Below are 20,215 nucleotides of genomic sequence, written 5' to 3'. Positions count from 1 at the left end.
GAAAATTAAATGAAACCAACGATTTCCAAAATGAAGGGCGCATTGGCCCTTGGCGCGCTGGCCGTGTCGTTTGGGACCGTCTCAACCGGCGCCTCGGCGCAAGAAGTGCGCTTTATGTGCTCCTCTGACGGCAACGAATGTGACACCTACCGCGAGATTCTTGACAAATTTGAAGCCGCCAACGACGGCATCACCGTTTTGATCGAGGACGTGCCGTACAAAGCAATTCTCGAAAACCTGCCGATTCAGTTGGCCGCGGGCACCGGCCCCGACATCGCCAAAGTCACCGACCTCGGCGGCCTGAGCCAATACTACCTCGACCTATCGCCCTATGTGGACGGCGCTTATTGGGACGCCAACTTCGGCGCGACCCAGCCGTGGTACCGCAAATCCGCAGACGACGCCGGCATCTATGGCATGCACAGCCAGCTGACCGTCACCGGTCCCTTTGTGAACCTGACCTTGTTTGAACAAGCAGGCGTAGAGGTCCCCGGCAACGACGCCGATTGGGACACATGGGCCGCTGCTGCAAATAAGGTCGCCAAAGCCACAGGCGTGACCTATCCGATGGCGATGGACCGCTCCGGCCACCGCATTGCTGGCCCCGCGATTTCTTATGGTGCCAAGCTGTTTGACGACAACGGCGACGCGATGTTGGTGGACGATGCCTTTACCGCTTATGTCGAGAAATTTGTCGGCTGGCACAACGACGGCACCATGGCGCGCGACGTCTGGGGCGGCTCGGGCGGCTCGTCTTATCAGGACGCCAAGGCTGAATTCATCTCCGGCGATCTGGTCTATTACTTCTCCGGTTCCTGGCAGATCCAGAAAATGAGCGAAAGCATCGGCGACGATTTTGACTGGAAAGTTGTCGGCTCCCCCTGTGGCACAGGCGGCTGTACCGGCATGCCCGGCGGCGCTGGCGTGGTTGGCTTTGAACAGACCGAGCACCCCGAAGCGGTGGCCAAAGTCATCGACTTCCTCGCGCAACAGGACAACTATAACCACCTGACTGCCAAGACGCTCAACATCCCGGCTCACGCTGGTGTTGCCTCCGCTCCTGTGGACTACATCGACGCCACCCCGGCCGCATCTCAGGCTTTGAACGCGTTTGCCGCACAGGTTGCGGGAATTTCCCCAATTGCGATCAAATACCAAGGCTACAAGCACAACCGCGCGATGTTCAACATCACGCTGCAGCGTGTGAGCCAGGCGATTGTTGGCGAACTGACCGTCGAAGAAGCCATGGAACGCGCCAAGTCTGATCTGGCCGAAGCCATGGCCGCAACAGAGTAAACTCAAAAACCAAGCGCGCGTCCGCGACTCCCTGCGCGGGCGCGCACCCTACCCTTTTTACAACAGGTCACTCAGATGCTCGGACTGCTGACATCCATCATGCGCGTGTTTGAAATCCCGATGGCGTTTTTGCAACGCATCCTCGGTATCAAACACCTCGCCTGGGTCTTTCTGGCCCCGAACCTGATCCTGTTCTTTCTTTTTGCCTTTCTTCCGGTGTTTCTGAACGTGGTTTATGCCCTGACCGGCGGCGATCAGATCCTGCTGCGCGACCGTGCCTTTGTGGGGGCGGACAACTTCGCCGTGCTGGCGAGTTGTGACAACTACCTTGATCCCAATACCTGCCAAAAGGATCTCTTTTGGCGCGCCGTGCACAACACCGGCTGGTTCATCGTGTTGCAGGTCGGCTTTATGATCGGCTTTTCGCTGCTCACTGCTCTGGTGCTGAACCGCGACATTCGCGCACGTGGTTTCTTCCGCTCTGTCTTCTTCTTTCCCGTTCTGCTGTCGCCTGTTGTGGTGGCCCTAATCTGGAAATGGATCTTGCAACGCCACGGGCTGATGAACGCTGGATTGGACGCAATAGGACTTGAACCCGTTCTCTGGATGCTCGAGCGGGAATGGACATTCTTCTGGTCGGTCTTCCTGTCGATCTGGGCGCATATGGGGTTTTATACCCTGATCCTTCTGGCTGGCTTGCAAGCCATCCCCCGCGATGTCTATGAGGCCGCCTTAATGGACGCCGCTACGCCCTTCCGCACGTTTTACCGCATCACCTTGCCTCTGCTGATGCCCACAATGCTCGTGGTCATGGTGCTGGCGCTGATCAAAGGCGTGCAAACCTTTGACGAAGTTTATGCCTTCTCCGGAGGCGGACCCGGTTCTGCAACCACGCTGCTCATTCAATACGTCTATGAAACCGGCTTCGCTGGTGCCCCGCGCCTCTTTGGCCTCGCATCTGCTGCCTCGATCATGCTGGCGCTGGTGCTGGTGGTGCTGACCGGCCTGCAACTCTGGGCCACAAGGAAAAACGCCGATGGGTAAGATTAACACTTTCCTCACCCGCACCCGCGGTCGCAACGGCCCAGACATCATGGATTGGCTGACCTACGGCTATCTCTTTCTTGGCGTCGCGCTGATGTTCGGCCCCGTGCTGTGGCTCTTGGCCAGTTCTTTCAAAACCGAAGCCGAACTCAACTCCTTCCCGCCGCGCCTGCTGCCCTACAAACAGGAAATGATCACTGTCACCGGCTATGACGACCCGCTGCCGCTTTACACCGTGACCGAGGGCGAGCACGCAGGCCGCACCGTGGCACAGGTCAAACGCATCGGGCTGTCGGCCAAGGTGGTGGACCCTGAAAACCCGACCGAGACGTTCAAAATCAAAACCTCGGAACGCGAGGCGGTCGAACGCGTCGCTTTGGCCACCGAAAACTACACCGAACTTTTTGAGAAATTCGATTTCCTGCGGTACTTCTGGAACTCGACCTTCATCACCCTGACGGCCACGATCATCATGTTGATCTTTAACTCGATGGCCGCCTTTGCCCTGTCAAAATACGAATTCCGTGGCCGCACGCTTGTGTTGGCTTTGGTGATCGGCGTTTTGATGGTGCCGCAAACCGTGGTGCTTGTGCCGCTCTTTATGATCGCCAAGGAACTCTACCTCATCGACACGCTCTGGGGCGTCATCCTGCCCGGTGCCGCCACACCCACGGGCGTGTTCCTACTGCGCCAATATATGCTGACCATTCCCGATGAAATCCTTGATGCCGCCCGCATGGACAAAGCCAGCGAATGGAAAATCTACTGGCGTATTATCTTGCCGCTCTCTGCCCCCGCGATTGCCGTTCTGGCGATCCTCGCCATCATGTGGCGCTGGAACGACTTCCTCTGGCCCCTGATCGCGCTCAGCCGCAATGAAAACTACACCCTGCAACTGGCGCTCAACTCCTTTCAAGGCGAGCTGGACACCGAATGGTCCAACCTGCTGGCCATGACCATCCTGACGCTCACGCCCATCGCCTTGGTCTTTGCCTTCCTGCAAAAATACATCGCCACCGGCATCGCCTCCACCGGCGGCAAATAGAAGAGAGACCCGACATGGCCGACCTCACACTCAACAACGTGAAAAAATCCTACGGCGCCGTAGAGGTGATCAAAGGCGTCAGCATGCAGGTCAAACACGGAGAATTCTGCGTCTTCGTCGGCCCCTCTGGCTGTGGCAAATCTACGTTGCTGAGGATGATCTCGGGCCTAGAGGACATCACCGACGGCACCTGTGAAATTGACGGCGAAGTGGTCAACAATCTTGGCGCAGCCGATCGCGGCCTCGCGATGGTATTCCAATCTTATGCGCTTTATCCGCATATGTCGGTGCGCCAGAACCTGACCTTCGGCCTTGAGAACCTCAAGACCGCCAAGGCCGAGATCACCGCCAAAACCGATCAGGTCGCCAAGATGCTGCAAATCGACGAGCTGCTGGACCGCCGCCCCAAAGACCTGTCGGGCGGTCAGCGTCAGCGAGTCGCTATTGGCCGCGCCGTGGTGCGCGAACCGCGTGTGTTCCTGTTTGACGAACCGCTCTCAAATCTTGATGCCGAGCTGCGTGTGGAAATGCGCGGTGAAATTTCCCGTCTGCATGGCCGCCTTGGCAACACCATGATCTACGTGACCCACGATCAAGTCGAAGCGATGACTATGGCCGACAAAATCGCCGTGTTGCGCGCCGGCGAGGTCGAACAGTTCGGCCGCCCGCTCGATCTTTACAACACACCCGCCAATATGTTTGTCGCGGGCTTTATCGGCTCGCCTCGCATGAACTTCTTTGCCGGCACAGTTTCCGGCGCCGACTTGATTTTGCCCAAAGGCGACCGCCTCGCTCTGCCCGCCACCGGCTTTGACATCACCGAAGGTGCCGCCGTGACACTGGGCGTGCGTCCCGATGGGCTGAAAGTTGTGAGCGCCGACGCCACTGGCCCGCATGACATCCACGCCGAAGTGGTCACTGTCGAAAAACTTGGCGGCGAAAGCTATTTGTATGCTCTCACGGCAGAGGGTGAGAAAATCACGGTGCACTCACAGGGGCAGACCACGATCCGGGAAGGCGACAAAATTGCCTTGGCTGTGGCCACAGATGCGTTGCATCTTTTTGATACCGACAGCGGAAAATCACACCGCCGCGATACCGACGGGATACCGACATGAAACAGACATGGCGCTGGTTTGGCCCGGCGGACACAATCAACGTCGCAGATCTGCCTCAGATCGGCGTCGAAGGCATCGTCACCGCCTTGCATCACATCCCGCCCGGCGCGGTTTGGACAGTGCCTGAAATCCGCAAACGGCAGGCCGAAATTGCCACACCGAACGGTCAGGAAACGGGTCTTTCATGGGAGGTTGTCGAAAGCCTTCCAGTATCAGAGACTCTCAAAACGCAGGGCGCGGATTACGCCGCCCACATCACATCCTATAAGGACAGCCTGCGCAACTTGGCCGCCTGTGGCTTGCAGACTGTGTGCTACAATTTCATGCCAGTGCTGGATTGGACCCGCACCAATCTGGCCGCAAAAATGGCGCATGGCGGCACTGCGATGTCCTTTGACGTGATTGATTTCGCGATCTTCGATCTGTTTCTGCTCAAACGGGCCGCGGCGCGCGACGACTATACATCAGACACCCTATCCATCGCCGAAATCCGCTTTGCGTCCATGGATGAAATGGCCAGAAAAACTTTGCAAAACAACATTGTCGCGGGCCTACCCGGCGCCAACGACAACTGGACGGTGACCGAGGTCGCCGCCCTTTTGGACACATATCGCGACATCGACTCCGACAAGCTGCGCAGCAATCTGATCGACTTTTTGTCGCAAGTTGTGCCCCTCGCCGAAGAGCTAGGCATGCGCATGTGCTGCCACCCCGACGACCCGCCCTTTCCCCTTTTGGGAATGCCCCGCGTCATGTCATCCGTAAAGGACTATGAGACCGTGATTGGGTCCATCGACAGCATCGCCAATGGCGCCACCCTCTGCACAGGCTCGCTTGGCGTCGACCCCACCTTCGACGGCCCCGACTTCGTGCGCCGCCTCGGCCCTCGCATCCATTTTGCCCACCTGCGCAACACCACCCGCCACGCGCCAACCGACGGTGACAAAACCAGCTTTTATGAGGCAATGCACCTTGAAGGTGATACCAACATGGTCGGAACGATCCGCGCATTGCTGGCTGAAGAAGCCCGCCGAAAATCAGCAGGCCGCACTGATAGCCAAATCCCCATGCGCCCCGATCACGGTCAGGATATTCTGCACGATCTCAACACTGACAGCATGCCCGGATACCCGCTCGTTGGCCGTGCAAAGGGATTGGCAGAACTGCGAGGGATTATGGCTTCCTTGTCTGCATAAACAATAAGTTGCGCGTAACACATCTGCGCAAATCCACTTCAAATGTCGATTGAGGGGGGGTGATCTTTCCGCCCCAACCGAGCCCGGCGTCTTTCTTAAGAAAGATTTTCGGGATCAGATGTTGGCTTCAAAACAGTGGTTAAGTGCTAACTTCCCCTACACGAGGGTACGCGGCTTCGATTGATGACGTGTAGATATCCACCACATTTCCACCAAAGGATTTGTCCGCAATCTCTTTCCAAGAGGCGTAGTCAGAAGCCAGATTTAAAACCGGCCAATCTGAACCAAACAACGTACGATCCGGTCCAAAAATTTGTTCGATATGCGAGATATAAGGCGCGAGGTCGCTTGGCTGCCAGTTAGTGGCTGCCTCGGTGACAAGCCCCGACAGTTTGCAAAAGACATTTTGACGATCAGCTATTGCAGACAATTTCTCGGCCCAGCCTTCAAATCGTTGACCTCCGATGTCCGGCTTTGCTCCGTGGTCAATCACGACGCGCAGGTCCGGGTATCTATTCAGAAACGTCGCTAGGTGATCAAGGTGGCGAGGGTGCACCAATGCGTCAAACGTCAGATCGTGCTCGACCATTGACCGAATGGCCGGACGCAGGCTCTCCTTGAGCATCCATGCATCATCTGCAATGTCCTGAATCATTGGGCGCAGGCCGACCAGTTTCCCGCGTTGCGCCAAATTTGCGATGGCCGCAGATGCGTCGTCTGCTTCCAGGTCCGTCCACCCGACGACCCCGACGATCCATTCGTGCTGATCTGCAAGCGACAAAAGGAAACGTGTCTCGGCTTCGGTGTCGGCGGCTTGAACCGCAATGGTGCCATCTACTTCAGCAGCATCCAGAAGTGGCCGTAAATCATGCGGTTCAAAATCACGATACAGGGCCGTAAATTCGGGTTTCAGCCAAGAATAATCGCCTCGGTCGAGCTTCCAAAAGTGCTGGTGTGCGTCAATGATCATAACTTGTGTCCCTTCGACTGGCGGGTTTCCGCGAACCGCGGGCTTAGGTATGCGATTGAAAGTTCGGTGCTTTGCCGCCGTAAATCGCCGTCAATTCCAAGGCCAAGGCTCCGTATAGCTCAACGACTTCGTCAACGCTGGGCACCTCGAGGTCGTCGACGCGTTCCAAGTACGGGCATGAAAGAACGGCTGCCGCGTTTCCGGAAGGACCAAAGATCGGAAAGGCGATATTGGTGACGCCAATCGCTGTGTCCGACGGCATTTTTTCAAATCCCGCTGCGCGGATACGCGCGATGTGGGAGTCAAAATCAGCCCTGTTCAAAGCAGGCTCCCCAACAGCGGGGCGGTGCTTTGCGACCAGATCCTCAATTTCCTCGTCGGGACGAAATGCGGTGAGAACCCGCCCCGTGCCAGTGTTCCACAAGCCAATTACAGTTCCGGTTTTCAGGGCTAATCCCCAGTTACCCGGCGACTCGGCTGAAGCGACGATCACGATGTCGCCGTTGCTTTCCATGCCCATATGGCAGGATTGCCAAGCCTTGCGTGTGACCGCCCTCATGCGGGGCAACGCGGCCTCAATAACGCGGCCGATCGGTGGATGGCGCTGGCTGATCGAAAACATCTTCAAGCTTAGGGAATAACGATCACCGGAAAGGGACCGGATCACATAGTCCCGCCGAACAAGCGTGGAAAGCATCCGATAGATTTCGCTGGGAGAGCGCTCCAATGCCTTGGCCAATTCCCCCTGCGTCAGGCCTTCGCCGTGGCTGGCCAGCAATTCAATGATGTCCAAGCCTTTTTCCAATGCCGGCGCGCGGTATTTGTCGTCTTTCTCAGCCATTCCATTCCCTGTCATCCACGTTCATCCAGCCCCCACATGTAGGGCTGCGCCATCCTTATAAGGGAGTTTTGCTTTAGTGGGAGCCCAAGTCAAGGTTGATTTATTTATGAACAAATGTTTTACATGCAAATACAAGTTGTCGAAGGAGACGGCGACTAGGACCGGCATCAAAGGGAGGAAATGATGCAAAAATCTATTATTTTTAGGGGTTTGATGGCGTGCTCGGCGCTTGTCGCCGCATCCGAATCGGTCTTGGCGGCCGACTGGGGTGACCACGCTGGCGTGACCGTCGAAGCAAAACTCATTGGGGGTCAGCAGTACGAGGGGCTTTATGGCCGCATTGCTGAGTGGGAAGCAGCAACCGGCGCGAGTGTGAGCATCATCTCCAAGAAGAGCCACTTTGAGATCGACAAAGAGATTAAATCTGACATGGCTGCGGGAACCACCGATTGGTGCGTTGGCTCCAACCATTCGTCTTTCGCGCCCCAGTATGAGGGTCTTTATGTGGACCTGAACGATCTGGTGCCATCAGACGTGGTAGCCGGATTTGTTGCGGGCAACATTGGCGCGTCTACCGTTGGTGGCGAATTGCTCATGCTGCCGCGCGCGCAGTTTGATGTGTCGGTGCTGTATTATTTGAAGTCCAACTATGAAGACGCAGAAAAAGCCGCAGCCTTTAAGTCTGAGTACGGATATGATCTCGCGGTTCCCGACACATGGGAGCAAGTGAAGGATCAGGCGATCTTCTTTGCCGATCCGCCAAACTTCTACGGCACGCAGTATGCCGGCAAAGACGAAGCCATCGTAGGCCGTTTTTATGAGATGGTTGTCGCCGAGGGTGGCAACTACCTTGATGAAAACAACAAGCCGATCTTTAACTCGGATGCCGGTCAGCGCGCTTTGCAGTGGTTTGTTGATCTCTACACCGCCAAGGCGGTTCCTGCCGGAACAACGTCCTATGTCTGGGATGATTTGGGGCAAGGCTTTGCCTCAGGAACAGTGGCCCTAAATCTGGATTGGCCAGGCTGGGCCGGGTTCTTTAATGATCCGGAATCGTCCAAAGCAGCGGGCAATGTTGGCGTCGCCGTTCAGCCTATGGGCTCGGTCACGCGCACGGGTTGGTCCGGTCACCACGGCTTCTCTGTCACGAGCGACTGCGCCAACAAAGAGGCCGCGGCCTCTCTGGTGATGTTTCTGACCAGCGAAGAAAGCCAGCTGGCTGAAAGCGCCGGTGGATCGTTGCCCACACGCTCAGCGGTTTGGGAAGCAAACGTGGCTGCAGCAAAATCCGGAGACGACGCATTCCGTGCCGAAGCTTTGGCAGCCTTTGCTGAAGGCGCCGAATATGCCTTCGCCGTGCCGCCAATTCCGGAATGGGGCGAAACCACCAATATCGTTTTCCCTGAACTGCAGGCGGCCATTGTGGGCGACAAAACTGTAAAAGAAGCGTTGGACGATGCGGCAGAGGCCGTAGACGAACTGATGCGAGAGTCGGGCTACTACTAAGTCGCCCTCTAGGATCAAAAGCGGGGTGTCCTGCTTTTGATCCGACCCTAGATCTACACAAAGGTGTGAAATGACCCGTCGCCGCTTGCCCGAGTGGTTAGTCCTACTGTTGCCCGCGATTATTGTGATCGCCGCAGTCGTCCTGATCCCGCTCCTGTTCTCGCTCTATTCCAGCTTTACGCCCTACAAGCTGACGCGCCCGTCCACGCTGTGGAAATGGGTCGGAACCTATAATTACGAAAAAATCCTGAGCGACGCCAAGTTCTGGGCGGCTTTTGGTCGGACCGTTTTGTTCCTGACCATCGTTCTGAACCTCGAACTGCTTCTTGGGCTCGGCATTGCCTTGATGATGAACAAGGTAACTTGGGGGCAGCGCACGCTGCGCACCATTTTGATGTTCCCGATGATGTTTTCGCCGATCCTCGTCGGGTTTCAGTTCAAGTTCATCTTTAATGACAACATTGGTCTCGTGAACAACGTCCTGCAATCCATGGGGTTCAACGCCGCTTTGCCTTGGCTCGTGGATGGAAAGCTGGCGATGTTTTCGATCATGTTTGCCGAAATCTGGATGAGCACATCGGTGTTTGCAATCCTGATCTTGGCTGGGCTTTTCGCCATGCCGCGCGATCCGCTGGAGGCCGCCAAGGTCGACGGGTGCACACCATGGCAGAGCTTTCGCCACATAACACTGCCGTTCCTGATGCCGTTTATCTACATCGCGATGACCATTCGCAGCCTCGATGTGGCGCGCGCTTATGACATTGTGCAGATCATGACCGGTGGTGGCCCCGCGCGCCGGACAGAGCTTCTTTGGACCTTAATGAGCCGCACCGGTTATGTGGACGCCCGAATGGGGCTTGCCAATGCCATGGGCTATGTCTCCATTATCCTGTCCATCCTTTTCACCGTCTATTTCTTCCGCAAACTCAGTGCCGCACGCGCCGAGTTGGGCATGGCGGGGTAAGTCACATGGATCGTAATCAAGCACATCGCAATCGCCGCCGCCTGCTCAAGACAGCGCACTTCATCGGCCTGTTCCTAACCATGTTGGTCATCTGTGTGCCGGGGCTGTGGATTGTCCTGAACTCCTTCCGTCCCACGGTAGAGATCATGGCAAAACCGCCCGTTTGGGTGCCCAGCTTCACTCTGGACCACTACCGCGCCATGTTCGCTGGCGCGGGCGAAGGTGGCGTTCCGGTCTTCAGTTACTTCAGGAACTCCCTGATCGTGTCGGTGACGTCGACATTCATCGCAATTCTGATCGGGATGTCAGGTGGGTACGCCTTTGCGCGGTACCGTTTCTGGGGCAAAAACAGCTATTTTGTCGGGCTTATGCTCTTTCGGGCAGTGCCCGGTGTGGCGCTTTCGCTGCCCTTGTTCATCGTCTTTGCAAAGGTCGGCATCATCGACACGCACTTCGGCCTGATCCTGGCCTACGTGGCGATGAACGTGCCTTTCACCATTTGGCTAACGGACGGGTTCTTCAGGCAGATCCCAAAAGAATTGCACGAAGCCGCTGAAATAGACGGCTGCACCCGCTGGCAGGCGTTTTGGAAGGTGGAATTCCCTGTGGCGCGCTCTGGTGTCGCTTCGGCAGGCATCTTTGCCTTCCTGACGTCTTGGAACGAATTTGCATTGGCATCGCAACTGACCCGCTCGGTCGGCTCCAAGACCATGCCCGTAGGCCTGCTCGACTTTACGGCAGAATTCACAATCAACTGGGGCGGCATGTGTGCCTTGGCGGTTTTGATGATCGTCCCTGCCCTGATCCTCACCTTTATCGTGCAAAAACACTTGATCGCCGGCCTGACTTTCGGCGGCGTCAAAGGATAACCGAAATGACCGAAGTAACCCTTTCCAATGTTGTAAAAAAGTACGGCGCGCTTCAGGCGGTGCACGGAATTGACCTTGATATTCAGGACGGCGAGTTCGTCGTGCTGGTCGGGCCGTCGGGCTGCGGCAAGTCCACGACCCTGCGGATGATTGCAGGGCTTGAGGATATCTCGGGTGGTGAAGTTTCCATCGGAGGTCGGGTGGTGAATGACCTGCCGCCCCGCGAGCGCAATATTTCAATGGTGTTCCAGAACTATGCGCTCTACCCGCACATGACAGTCCGTGAAAACCTCGGGTTTAGTTTGAAGATCGCCAAACGGCCCGGGGCCGAAATCACCGAGGCGGTAAACGAGGCCGCGCAGATCCTCGGCTTGGATGAGTTGATGGACCGCAAACCCGCAGCCCTCTCCGGTGGTCAACGCCAACGCGTCGCCATGGGCCGTGCGATTGTGCGCCACCCCGATGTGTTCTTGTTTGATGAGCCTTTGTCTAACTTGGACGCAAAGCTGCGCACGCAGATGCGGGTCGAAATCAAAAAGCTGCACCAGAAGGTCGAAAGCACGATCATCTATGTGACGCACGACCAAATCGAGGCCATGACGCTGGCAGATCGGATTGTGTTGATGCGGGACGGTCACATCGTTCAAGTTGGCACCCCGCTGGAATTGTTCAACGCACCGGTTGATACGTTCGTCGCGACCTTCATTGGCTCGCCACCTATGAACCTAGTTGACGGGGTTGTTGAGGACGGCCAGATCGTGCTGGACGGTGGCGTGACTTTGCCCGTGCCCACCACTGCAGGGCGGCTTAGTGAGGGGCAAGCCATTAAGTTCGGGTTTCGGGCAGACAACCTGATGCCAGCCGGCCATGCCGTCGACGAAGACGGCGCGGTTTATGAACTTGATCTTGCGGTCACACTCACGGAACCACTGGGCACTGAAACGCTTCTGTTTACCAACATGGCCGGTGTCGAAGTGCAGGGCAAAATGTTCAACCCGCGTCCTGTACGTCCGGGTGAGAAAATGAATTTCCGCCTGATGCTGGACAAATGTCATGTTTTTGATGCCCAGTCCGGGCACGCTATTCGGAGGTGAGTAAATGTCAGTCATTACCCACGTAGAGTTGCGGATGGTCGATCTGGTTCCCAAAGTGGAGCGGATTGACGCGATCCAAACCTTTGTCTCTCAAGAAACACCGATACTGACCATCTATGACAGCGACGGCGCCGTCGGGACGGGTTACAGCTACACCATTGGTACAGGTGGTCCGTCTGTTATGGCGCTGCTGGAACACACGCTTGCACCTCGCCTGATCGGTCAGGATCCAGACCGGATCGATGGTATTTGGCGCGATCTTTTGTTTGTCACCCACGCCACAGCGGTGGGCGCAATCACATCCCTTGCGTTGGCGGCAATCGACACCGCACTCTGGGACTTGAAGTGCCGCAAGCAAGGATTGCCACTTTGGAAGGCCGCAGGTGGTAGCCGAGACAAAATCCCGCTTTATTCCACAGAAGGCGGCTGGCTACATCTTAGCCCCGAGGCTTTGGTCGATGACGCTTTGGAAATGCAGGATGCGGGCTTTAAGGGATCCAAAATCAAGATTGGCCGTCCCCATATTTCCGAAGATGCAGCGCGCCTTTCGGCGGTGCGTGAGGCGGTTGGACCCGGCTACGAAATCTTCACGGACGGCAATCAGGGCTTCACTCTTTCCGAGGCAATCCGGCGCGCCCCTATGCTCGAAGAGCTTGGCATCGGCTGGTTCGAAGAACCGTTGCCCGCAGATGATGTTGCCGCCCACACCCAACTGGCGCGGAGTACGTCTGTGCCGATTGCCGTGGGTGAAAGCATGTATTCCCTCAGCCAATTCAAGGACTATTTGCAGGCCGGTGCGGCTTCGATCGTACAGGTTGATGTGGCAAGGATCGGCGGTATCACACCCTGGCTCAAGGTGGCGCATATGGCGGAAGCCTTCAACGTTATGGTCTGTCCACACTTCCTGATGGAGCTGCACCTGCCGTTGGTCTGCGCCATCCCGAATGCCAAGTGGCTGGAGTACATCCCGCAACTTGATGGCATCACCGAAGAGGGTATGCGGATCGAAGACGGTGTGGCCCATGTCAGCGACGTTCCCGGCCTTGGCATCAAGTGGGATTGGGCGCGCCTTGATGCACTAGCAAGTCCGATCACGATCAAGGAACACGCATGATGCAACGTATGGGTATGGTGATCGCGGTGAAGCCCGAGATGATCGCCGAATACAAACGCCTGCACGCGGCTGTCTGGCCTGATGTCTTGGCCAAAATAAAAGCCAGCGGCATTCGCAACTACACAATCTTTCTGCGCGAACCGGAAAACATCCTTTTCGGTTACTGGGAGTATCACGGCAGCGATTTTGCCTCAGATATGGCGAAAATGGCCACAGATCCGCGCACTCAGGAATGGTGGACCTACACGGACCCTTGCCAATCTCCACTCGCCTCGCGCGCCGATGGCGAGCAGTGGGCGATGATGGAAGAAGTTTTTCACACGGATTGAGATGATGACTGAAACACAAGGCCGACTGGCCGGAAAAACCATATTGATCACTGCAGCCGGTCAAGGCATCGGGCGCGCCACTGCCGAGCTCTTTGCAGCAAAGGGGGGCAAGGTCATTGCAAGTGATATCAATGACGATGCACTTGCAGAGCTCTCGGAAATCAAGGGGATCACCCCTTACAAGTTGGACGTCACTGACGGGGCAGCGGTCTCCGCGGCGGTCGCGGATCTGCCGGCGTTGGATGTCTTGTTCAACTGCGCAGGATATGTCGCCCACGGAGATATCTTGGAGTGTTCCGAGAAGGATTGGGACTTCAGTTTCGAGCTCAACGTGAAATCCATGTATCGGCTGATCAAGCTAACCTTGCCGGCGATGCTGGAAAATGGTGGCGGCTCGATCATCAACATTTCTTCGGTGGCGTCTTCCATGCTCGGCGTGCCCAATCGCTTTGCCTATGGCGCATCCAAGGCGGCCGTGATCGGACTGACCAAAGCGGTGGCGGCCGACTACATCACCAAGGGCGTGCGGTGTAACGCGATTTGCCCAGGCACTGTGGACAGCCCTTCGATGCACGACAGATTACGGGCCACCGGTGACTATGAAACTGCACTAAAAGACTTTATCGCGCGCCAACCCATGGGGCGGATCGGAACACCCGAGGAAATCGCGGCATTGGCGCTATATTTGGCGTCCGATGACAGCGCTTTCACCACAGGACAGGCCCTCGCCATCGATGGCGGCTGGACCATTTGAATTCAAGGAGAACAAGAAATGAAACTGTTGCGATTTGGCCCATTGGGGGCAGAGAAGCCTGGCCTTCTGGATACAGACGGAAACATCCGTGACCTTTCGGCCGAAGTTGCCGATCTGTCCGGTGACGCACTGGGCGATGACGTTCTGAAGCAATTGCGCGCGTTGGATCCAACCAGCTTGCCTTTGGTCTCCGGCAATCCCCGTATCGGGGCCTGTGTTGGGCAGGTCGGAAAATTCATTTGCATCGGATTGAACTACGCGGACCACGCCGCTGAATCTGGCATGGCTCTCCCGGAAGAGCCGGTGATCTTTTTCAAGGCGACCTCCGCCATTTGCGGTCCCAACGACGACGTCGAAATTCCACGAAATTCGGTCAAATCCGACTGGGAGGTCGAATTGGGCGTGGTGATTGGCAAACAGACCAAATACGTCAGCAAAGAAGACGCATTGGATCATGTCGCAGGCTACTGCGTCGTCAACGACCTCTCCGAGCGCGACTTCCAGCTGCATCGTTCTGGTCAATGGGTCAAAGGCAAATCCTGCGACACCTTTGGTCCAATTGGCCCTTGGTTGGTGACCCGCGACGAGGTGGCAGATCCGCAGAACTTGGCGATGTATCTTGAGGTAAATGGCCACCGCTATCAAAACGGCGCCACCAACACGATGCACTTTGACGTCGCCACCGTGATCTCGCATCTCTCACAATTCATGAGCCTACAGCCCGGAGACGTGATCTCTACCGGCACGCCTCCCGGCGTTGGCATGGGGCAAAGCCCTGAAACCTACCTCAAACCCGGGGACAAAATGGAATTGGGCATCGAAGGGTTGGGGGTTCAAACACAGACAGTGGTGGCGGGCTGATGGTTCAAATCACCGCCCTGCGAACCCACGATCTGCGGTTCCCGACATCGGATTCCCTCGATGGGTCGGATGCTATGAACCCCGATCCCGACTACTCTGCGGCATATGTTGTGCTTGAGACCGACGGCGCGCACCAAGGTCACGGTCTTACGTTCACAATCGGGCGCGGCAACGACATCTGTGTTGCAGCCATCAATGCCATGCAACATCTTTTGGTGGGCGTGGACCTTGAGTGGATCCGGCAAGACATGGGCCGGTTCTGGCGTCATGTCACCGGAGACAGCCAACTACGCTGGATCGGTCCGGACAAAGGTGCCATCCACCTCGCGACAGGTGCCGTCGTGAATGCGGTTTGGGATCTTTTGGCCAAAGAAGCGGGTAAACCCGTCTGGCAACTGGTCGGGGAAATGTCGCCTGAGGAAATCGTCGCCCTGATTGATTTCCGCTACATTAGCGACGTTCTAACCCCAGACGAAGCGCTGGACATTCTGCGCAAGGCGGAACCCGGTAAACTCGATCGCATCGCAAAATTGCGGGCTGAGGGATATCCTTGTTACACCACCTCTGCTGGTTGGTTGGGCTATTCAGACGAAAAACTGCGGCGGCTGTGTCGAGAGGCGCGAGAGGCCGGATTTACCCACACGAAATTCAAAGTAGGGCGCGATCTGCAGGATGACATTCGCCGTCTCACAATCGCACGCGAAGAGCTGGGCGACGACATGAACATCATGATCGACGCGAACCAAGTTTGGGAAGTGGATCAGGCGATTGAATGGGTCAAAAAACTTGCCTTCGCCAAGCCCCTGTTTATCGAGGAACCCACCAGCCCTGACGACGTTTTGGGGCATCGCAAAATCCGTGATGGCGTGGCCCCGATCAAGGTGGCGACCGGTGAAATGTGCCAAAACCGCATACTGTTCAAACAGTTCATCGCTCACAAAGCGATTGATTTCGTGCAAATCGATTCCTGTCGCCTCGGCGGGCTTAATGAGGTGTTGGCTGTACAGCTGATGGCGGCCAAATTCGGATTGCCAGTCTGGCCGCATGCGGGCGGCGTTGGGCTATGCGAATATGTGCAGCACTTGTCGATGATCGACTACGTTGCGGTGACGGGCGAAAAAGACAGTAACCGAATTGAATATGTTGATCATCTCCACGAACACTTTGTGGATCCCTGCATCGTGCAAAATGGTGCCTATCAGGCGCCCACTGCCCCCGGGTTTTCGATTGAGATGAAGCCTGAGTCGATCCGGTCCTATCAACATCGACCCTCCTTGGCTGCAGAGTAATCGCCTATCATCCAACCGATCCCGATGCGGAAATGTGCCGTGATCTAAAAATGCCTGCCCCGCGAACCTGTCTAATCAAAGGTGTCTCATGAAACTAAATCCCATTGGCAAAACAGATGTGCGGGTAACCGAAGTCTCTTTTGGGTGTGCCAGCATCGGCAACCTATATCAGGCAGTTCCTGAAACGCAGGTCCAAGATGTGATTGCGGCGGCTTGGGACGCGGGAATTCGATATTTTGACACCGCTCCCCACTACGGGCGTGGGCTTTCGGAACAGAGGCTAGGTAGCGCGCTAAGCACCAAACCTCGGGAAGCCTTTGTCCTGTCCACGAAAGTGGGACGTGTTCTGTCCCCTGGGAAACCGATGGCGCAGGCCGATGGGTTTTTAGAGCCACTGCCAAATGACGTCCGCTACGATTATTCCGGAGACGGGATTGAGGCGTCTCTGGAAACCAGCATGGAACGATTGGGAACCACAACGATTGACATCGCATTTGTTCATGACCTCGGGCGCTACACACATGGCGCGGCCAATGACGCACATATGGAAGATTTTTTGGGCAGCGGACACGAGCGTTTGGTGCGCTTGAAAGAGAAAGGGCGCATTCGGGCGTTTGGGCTTGGTGTCAACGAAAACGAAGTGTGCATTGAGGTGATGGCTCAGGAAAGAATTGATGTCATTCTCTTGGCTGGGCGCCTGACGCTTTTGGATCGGTCTGCAGAAGACCGCCTGACGGATATGTGCCGCGAGCAAGACACCAGCCTTATTCTGGGTGGCGTATTCAATTCAGGCATTTTGGCTACTGGGCCAACCCAAGATGCGACCTATGATTACGCACCCGCGAGTCCCGAAGTTCGCTCTCAGGTCACTCGACTTCAAGCGGCGGCGCGTTCGCTCGAAATTCCACTGGCAACTGCTGCACTACTTTTTGCACACCAACACGAGCTGGCAGCTTCGGTGTTAATGGGAACCGCGAAGGCCTCAACACTCAAGCGGAATTTGATGGCGCTCAAGACACCACCACCGGATGGGTTTGGCGAGATTTTCCGAAACTCCAAACCAGCGCATATTTGAATTTCTCGATCACCAAAGGGCAGTCATTGTTTTGGCATCGAGACATCGGAAAGCGGGCCGCCCACTCCGTCGCAAAATCGGTGACAAAGCCGACCAAGCCAAGCGTTCAACCTGCCCAAGCGGCATCGAGCTTGGGACGCGGTTTCCGAAAATCGCGAAAATTGCGTCCCAAAATCGATGACATATATACATCTAAGCCATAGTTAGATGATGTTGATTAGCAGTGTCATCAACTAAGAGCACCAGTGCGGCAAGCCTTGTCTTCGAGGCCGTAATCTTACCCCTTTTTCGGTCATTACGCGCGCGAGGGAATTGGTTCGTCCATTTGCCGTTTCCGTAGGGTGCGCAATTCACCTAACATTGGTTGGTGTTCGCATGTTGGAGGGAAGTTCATTGAAATCCAAATTCGGTTTGGCGACCGTTTGTTTTTGCTTTGTTGGGTTTAGCTCGCCAGCCTTCGCGGGCAAGTTGATGGACAGCATTATGCAGTTGTGGGTCGGAGCAAATCTTGGTCAAGCTATCGACCAATGGGGGTTTCCTGCGGAGGAAAAAATAATCGCGGGCCGTAAGCTATATACTTGGCACGATGACAACCACGGTTTTGGAAATCTCGTAAATTGTAAGCGCATTTTGCAAGTGGACGCGAATGACACGGTTGTTCGTACTGATTATTCTGGAAATAACTGCCCTTTCATGGAAGTCGGGCCGTTTCGCAAATGGCGCTTCAAGCCCAAAAAACAATGACCCTCGCTTTCGGCGGGCATGAAGTCATCTGGTAAGATTTTCTAACAAAATCAAAGCCTAGTGGCGGAGACGAAGGGATTCGAACCCTCGATACCGTTCCCGGTATACTCCCTTAGCAGGGGAGCGCCTTCGACCACTCGGCCACGTCTCCGTCGACGCGTGTATCAGCCAATTGGTCGGAAGGACAAGTGCAAAAAAGACGTCAAAGCTGACAAATTTGGGATGCGGGCGACACCCACCGATTTGCGTGCCATTTTCAACTGCTTCTTCACATCTGAGCCGGAAAAACCCGGGTATTTCGGGGCGTGGCCATCTGAACCACGTCGTCAAAGACCCATAGCCTTAGGACCGCAGAACCATCCCCTGGATCCGCGACGCCATGCAAACGCGACACGCTGTTAGCGACGAAATCAGGTGTTGAAAAGGAAGTGCATAACGTCGCCGTCCTGCACCGTGTAGCCTTTCCCTTCGGCCCGCATCTTGCCCGCTTCTTTGGCGCCCTGCTCGCCGTTGCTTTCGATGTAGTCATCATATGCAATGGTTTCTGCGCGGATGAAGCCCTTTTCAAAATCGCCGTGGATCACGCCAGCCGCTTGCGGCGCCATAGTGCCGGTGCGGATGGTCCAGGCGCGCGCCTCTTTGGGGCCAACGGTGAAATAGGTTTCCAAATGCAGCAATTCATAGCCCGCGCGGATCAGGCGATCCAAGCCTGCTTCGTCCAACCCCATTTCGTCGAGGAACATCTCTGCTTCCTCATCTTCGAGTTGGCTGATTTCTTCTTCGATTTGCGCCGAAATGATCACGTGGCTGTTGCCCTGCGAGGCCGCCAATTCACCCACTTTGGTGGAATGCGCGTTGCCCTCGGCCGCTTCGTTTTCACCTACGTTGCAGACATACAGGACCGGCTTGGTGGTCAGCAGTTGCAGCAGGCTCCACGCCTTAGCGTCATCTGCGTCCACATCGATCACCCGCGCGGGTTTGCCATCTTCCAAAACAGCCAGCGCGTCTTTCAAAAGGCGCTCTTGTTGCACCGCTTCCTTGTCGCCACCGCGCACTTTTCGCACCAGCCCCTGCAGACGCTTTTCAATGCTTTCTATGTCGGCCAGCATCAGCTCGGTCTCGATGGTTTCCGCGTCAGCAACCGGGTCCACGCGCCCTTCAACGTGGGTCACATCGCCGTCTTCAAAGCAACGCAGCACGTGGGCGATGGCGTCCACTTCGCGGATGTTGGCAAGGAACTGGTTTCCAAGACCTTCGCCTTTGGACGCCCCTTTCACGAGACCGGCAATGTCTACAAACGTCATCCGCGTTGGAATGATCTGCTTGGACTGGGCAATTGCTGCTAGCTTATCAAGCCGCGCATCCGGCACGCCAACCTCGCCCACATTGGGCTCGATTGTACAAAACGGAAAGTTGGCCGCCTGCGCGGCGGCGGTTTTGGTCAGCGCATTAAACAAGGTCGATTTGCCCACATTTGGCAAACCCACGATACCCATCTTGAAACCCATGGCCGGACTCCTGTCACATGTTTGTCGCTGCTCTTATGCAGAGTTTGGGCGCTGCGCAAGGCATGTGTTACCCTGCCCCATCGGAGGAGCGTTCAAATGACCTTCAATCCCTATCTCAACTTCGACGGCCAATGTGCCGAAGCCCTCACATTTTACGCAGACCTTTTTGGCGCGACGGACCTCACCCTTATGCCTTACCATGAGGCGCCGCCGGAGGAGAATATGCCTGCATCCGACCGGATCATGTACGGCCACATCATGCTGGGTGACGCCTGTTTGATGGCCTCGGATTTTTTCCCCGGCTCAGAGGCCAAGCCGCAGGAATCCGTGTCGATCAACCACTCCGTGCGCGACATTGAAACCGGCCAGTCAATATTTGACGCGCTCGCACAAGGGGGACAAGTGACCAGGCCATACGGTCCTGTGTTCTTTTCAAAGTCCTTTGGCATGGTCCGCGATCGATTTGGCACAAACTGGATGATAGGTGTGCCGCCTGAAATAGACGCGTGACAAAAGTTACGCCGCACATGTTTGTTTGTGAAATGAACTTGACCTGCGGTGCCCATTGTTGTGTGCGCCAAACCCATTGAGGTCGCAA

At 56.0% G+C, this 20,215-nt stretch carries 20 protein-coding genes and 1 tRNA gene; 17 read left to right on the top strand and 4 right to left on the bottom strand.

Annotation, left to right across the window (positions count from 1 at the left end):
* Positions 1 to 9 precede the first annotated feature (9 nt).
* From PG871_RS08365 to uxuA, 5 genes are all read left to right on the top strand, one after another.
* On the top strand, positions 10 to 1,296 hold the full coding sequence (locus tag PG871_RS08365) for an ABC transporter substrate-binding protein (RefSeq protein WP_270728257.1): 1,287 nt from the start codon (positions 10 to 12) through the stop codon (positions 1,294 to 1,296).
* Positions 1,297 to 1,371: 75 nt separating this feature from the next.
* Entirely contained in the window at positions 1,372 to 2,340 is a 969-nt protein-coding gene (locus PG871_RS08360) for a carbohydrate ABC transporter permease (RefSeq protein WP_270728254.1), read from the top strand.
* Entirely contained in the window at positions 2,333 to 3,385 is a 1,053-nt protein-coding gene (locus PG871_RS08355) for a carbohydrate ABC transporter permease (protein ID WP_270728251.1), read from the top strand. The genes PG871_RS08360 and PG871_RS08355 overlap by 8 nt, the downstream gene beginning before the upstream one ends.
* Positions 3,386 to 3,399: 14 nt before the next feature.
* A complete protein-coding gene (locus PG871_RS08350; RefSeq protein ID WP_270728248.1) occupies positions 3,400 to 4,503 on the top strand; it encodes an ABC transporter ATP-binding protein in 1,104 nt (367 codons plus the stop codon).
* Entirely contained in the window at positions 4,500 to 5,699 is a 1,200-nt protein-coding gene (gene uxuA, locus PG871_RS08345; protein WP_270728246.1) for a mannonate dehydratase, read from the top strand. Before PG871_RS08350 ends, uxuA begins: the two co-directional genes overlap by 4 nt.
* A 139-nt stretch (positions 5,700 to 5,838) precedes the next feature.
* On the opposite strand, the gene PG871_RS08340 is transcribed toward uxuA, so the two are convergent.
* Both PG871_RS08340 and PG871_RS08335 read right to left on the bottom strand, forming a co-directional pair.
* Positions 5,839 to 6,669: an amidohydrolase family protein gene (locus PG871_RS08340; protein WP_270728244.1), complete on the bottom strand. Its 831-nt coding sequence runs from the start codon at positions 6,667 to 6,669 to the stop codon at positions 5,839 to 5,841.
* A gap of 43 nt (positions 6,670 to 6,712) precedes the next feature.
* Complete coding sequence (locus PG871_RS08335; protein ID WP_270728241.1) at positions 6,713 to 7,510, bottom strand: IclR family transcriptional regulator; 798 nt, start codon at positions 7,508 to 7,510, stop codon at positions 6,713 to 6,715.
* A 183-nt stretch (positions 7,511 to 7,693) separates the two neighbouring features.
* On the opposite strand from PG871_RS08335, the gene PG871_RS08330 reads away from it, so the two are divergent.
* The 11 genes from PG871_RS08330 (at position 7,694) to PG871_RS08280 (ending at position 18,109) form a co-directional block, all read left to right on the top strand.
* A complete protein-coding gene (locus PG871_RS08330; RefSeq protein ID WP_270728238.1) occupies positions 7,694 to 9,016 on the top strand; it encodes an extracellular solute-binding protein in 1,323 nt (440 codons plus the stop codon).
* A 70-nt stretch (positions 9,017 to 9,086) separates the two neighbouring features.
* Positions 9,087 to 9,980, top strand: coding sequence for a carbohydrate ABC transporter permease (locus tag PG871_RS08325; protein WP_270728237.1), 894 nt, complete (start codon positions 9,087 to 9,089; stop codon positions 9,978 to 9,980).
* Positions 9,981 to 9,985: 5 nt separating this feature from the next.
* A complete protein-coding gene (locus PG871_RS08320; protein ID WP_270728234.1) occupies positions 9,986 to 10,849 on the top strand; it encodes a carbohydrate ABC transporter permease in 864 nt (287 codons plus the stop codon).
* A 5-nt stretch (positions 10,850 to 10,854) separates the two neighbouring features.
* Positions 10,855 to 11,943: an ABC transporter ATP-binding protein gene (locus PG871_RS08315; protein ID WP_270728231.1), complete on the top strand. Its 1,089-nt coding sequence runs from the start codon at positions 10,855 to 10,857 to the stop codon at positions 11,941 to 11,943.
* 4 nt (positions 11,944 to 11,947) lie between these two features.
* A complete protein-coding gene (locus tag PG871_RS08310; RefSeq protein WP_270728229.1) occupies positions 11,948 to 13,057 on the top strand; it encodes a mandelate racemase/muconate lactonizing enzyme family protein in 1,110 nt (369 codons plus the stop codon).
* Positions 13,054 to 13,386 (top strand): L-rhamnose mutarotase, encoded by a 333-nt coding sequence (locus tag PG871_RS08305; RefSeq protein ID WP_270728226.1) that lies wholly within the window; start codon positions 13,054 to 13,056, stop codon positions 13,384 to 13,386. Before PG871_RS08310 ends, PG871_RS08305 begins: the two co-directional genes overlap by 4 nt.
* A gap of 1 nt (position 13,387) precedes the next feature.
* Positions 13,388 to 14,140 (top strand): SDR family oxidoreductase, encoded by a 753-nt coding sequence (locus tag PG871_RS08300; RefSeq protein WP_270728225.1) that lies wholly within the window; start codon positions 13,388 to 13,390, stop codon positions 14,138 to 14,140.
* 18 nt (positions 14,141 to 14,158) lie between these two features.
* On the top strand, positions 14,159 to 15,001 hold the full coding sequence (locus tag PG871_RS08295; protein ID WP_270728222.1) for a fumarylacetoacetate hydrolase family protein: 843 nt from the start codon (positions 14,159 to 14,161) through the stop codon (positions 14,999 to 15,001).
* The gene (locus tag PG871_RS08290; protein ID WP_270728220.1) at positions 15,001 to 16,290 is read left to right on the top strand and encodes an L-fuconate dehydratase; all 1,290 of its coding nucleotides are present in this window, start codon (positions 15,001 to 15,003) and stop codon (positions 16,288 to 16,290) included. The genes PG871_RS08295 and PG871_RS08290 overlap by 1 nt, the downstream gene beginning before the upstream one ends.
* 88 nt (positions 16,291 to 16,378) lie before the next feature.
* The gene (locus PG871_RS08285) at positions 16,379 to 17,365 is read left to right on the top strand and encodes an aldo/keto reductase (protein WP_270728218.1); all 987 of its coding nucleotides are present in this window, start codon (positions 16,379 to 16,381) and stop codon (positions 17,363 to 17,365) included.
* Between the two features lie 393 nt (positions 17,366 to 17,758).
* On the top strand, positions 17,759 to 18,109 hold the full coding sequence (locus PG871_RS08280; protein ID WP_270728214.1) for a hypothetical protein: 351 nt from the start codon (positions 17,759 to 17,761) through the stop codon (positions 18,107 to 18,109).
* Between the two features lie 61 nt (positions 18,110 to 18,170).
* Here PG871_RS08280 and PG871_RS08275 read toward each other — a convergent pair.
* Positions 18,171 to 18,260, bottom strand: a tRNA-Ser gene (locus PG871_RS08275).
* Positions 18,261 to 18,519: 259 nt separating this feature from the next.
* Complete coding sequence (gene ychF / locus PG871_RS08270) at positions 18,520 to 19,617, bottom strand: redox-regulated ATPase YchF (protein ID WP_270728211.1); 1,098 nt, start codon at positions 19,615 to 19,617, stop codon at positions 18,520 to 18,522.
* A 96-nt stretch (positions 19,618 to 19,713) separates the two neighbouring features.
* On the opposite strand from ychF, the gene PG871_RS08265 reads away from it, so the two are divergent.
* Entirely contained in the window at positions 19,714 to 20,127 is a 414-nt protein-coding gene (locus PG871_RS08265; RefSeq protein WP_270728208.1) for a VOC family protein, read from the top strand.
* Positions 20,128 to 20,215 lie beyond the last annotated feature (88 nt).

The organism is Shimia sp. Alg240-R146, assembly GCF_947331465.1.
GTDB lineage: Bacteria > Pseudomonadota > Alphaproteobacteria > Rhodobacterales > Rhodobacteraceae > Shimia.
This window is presented reverse-complemented; position numbering and strand designations above follow the sequence as displayed.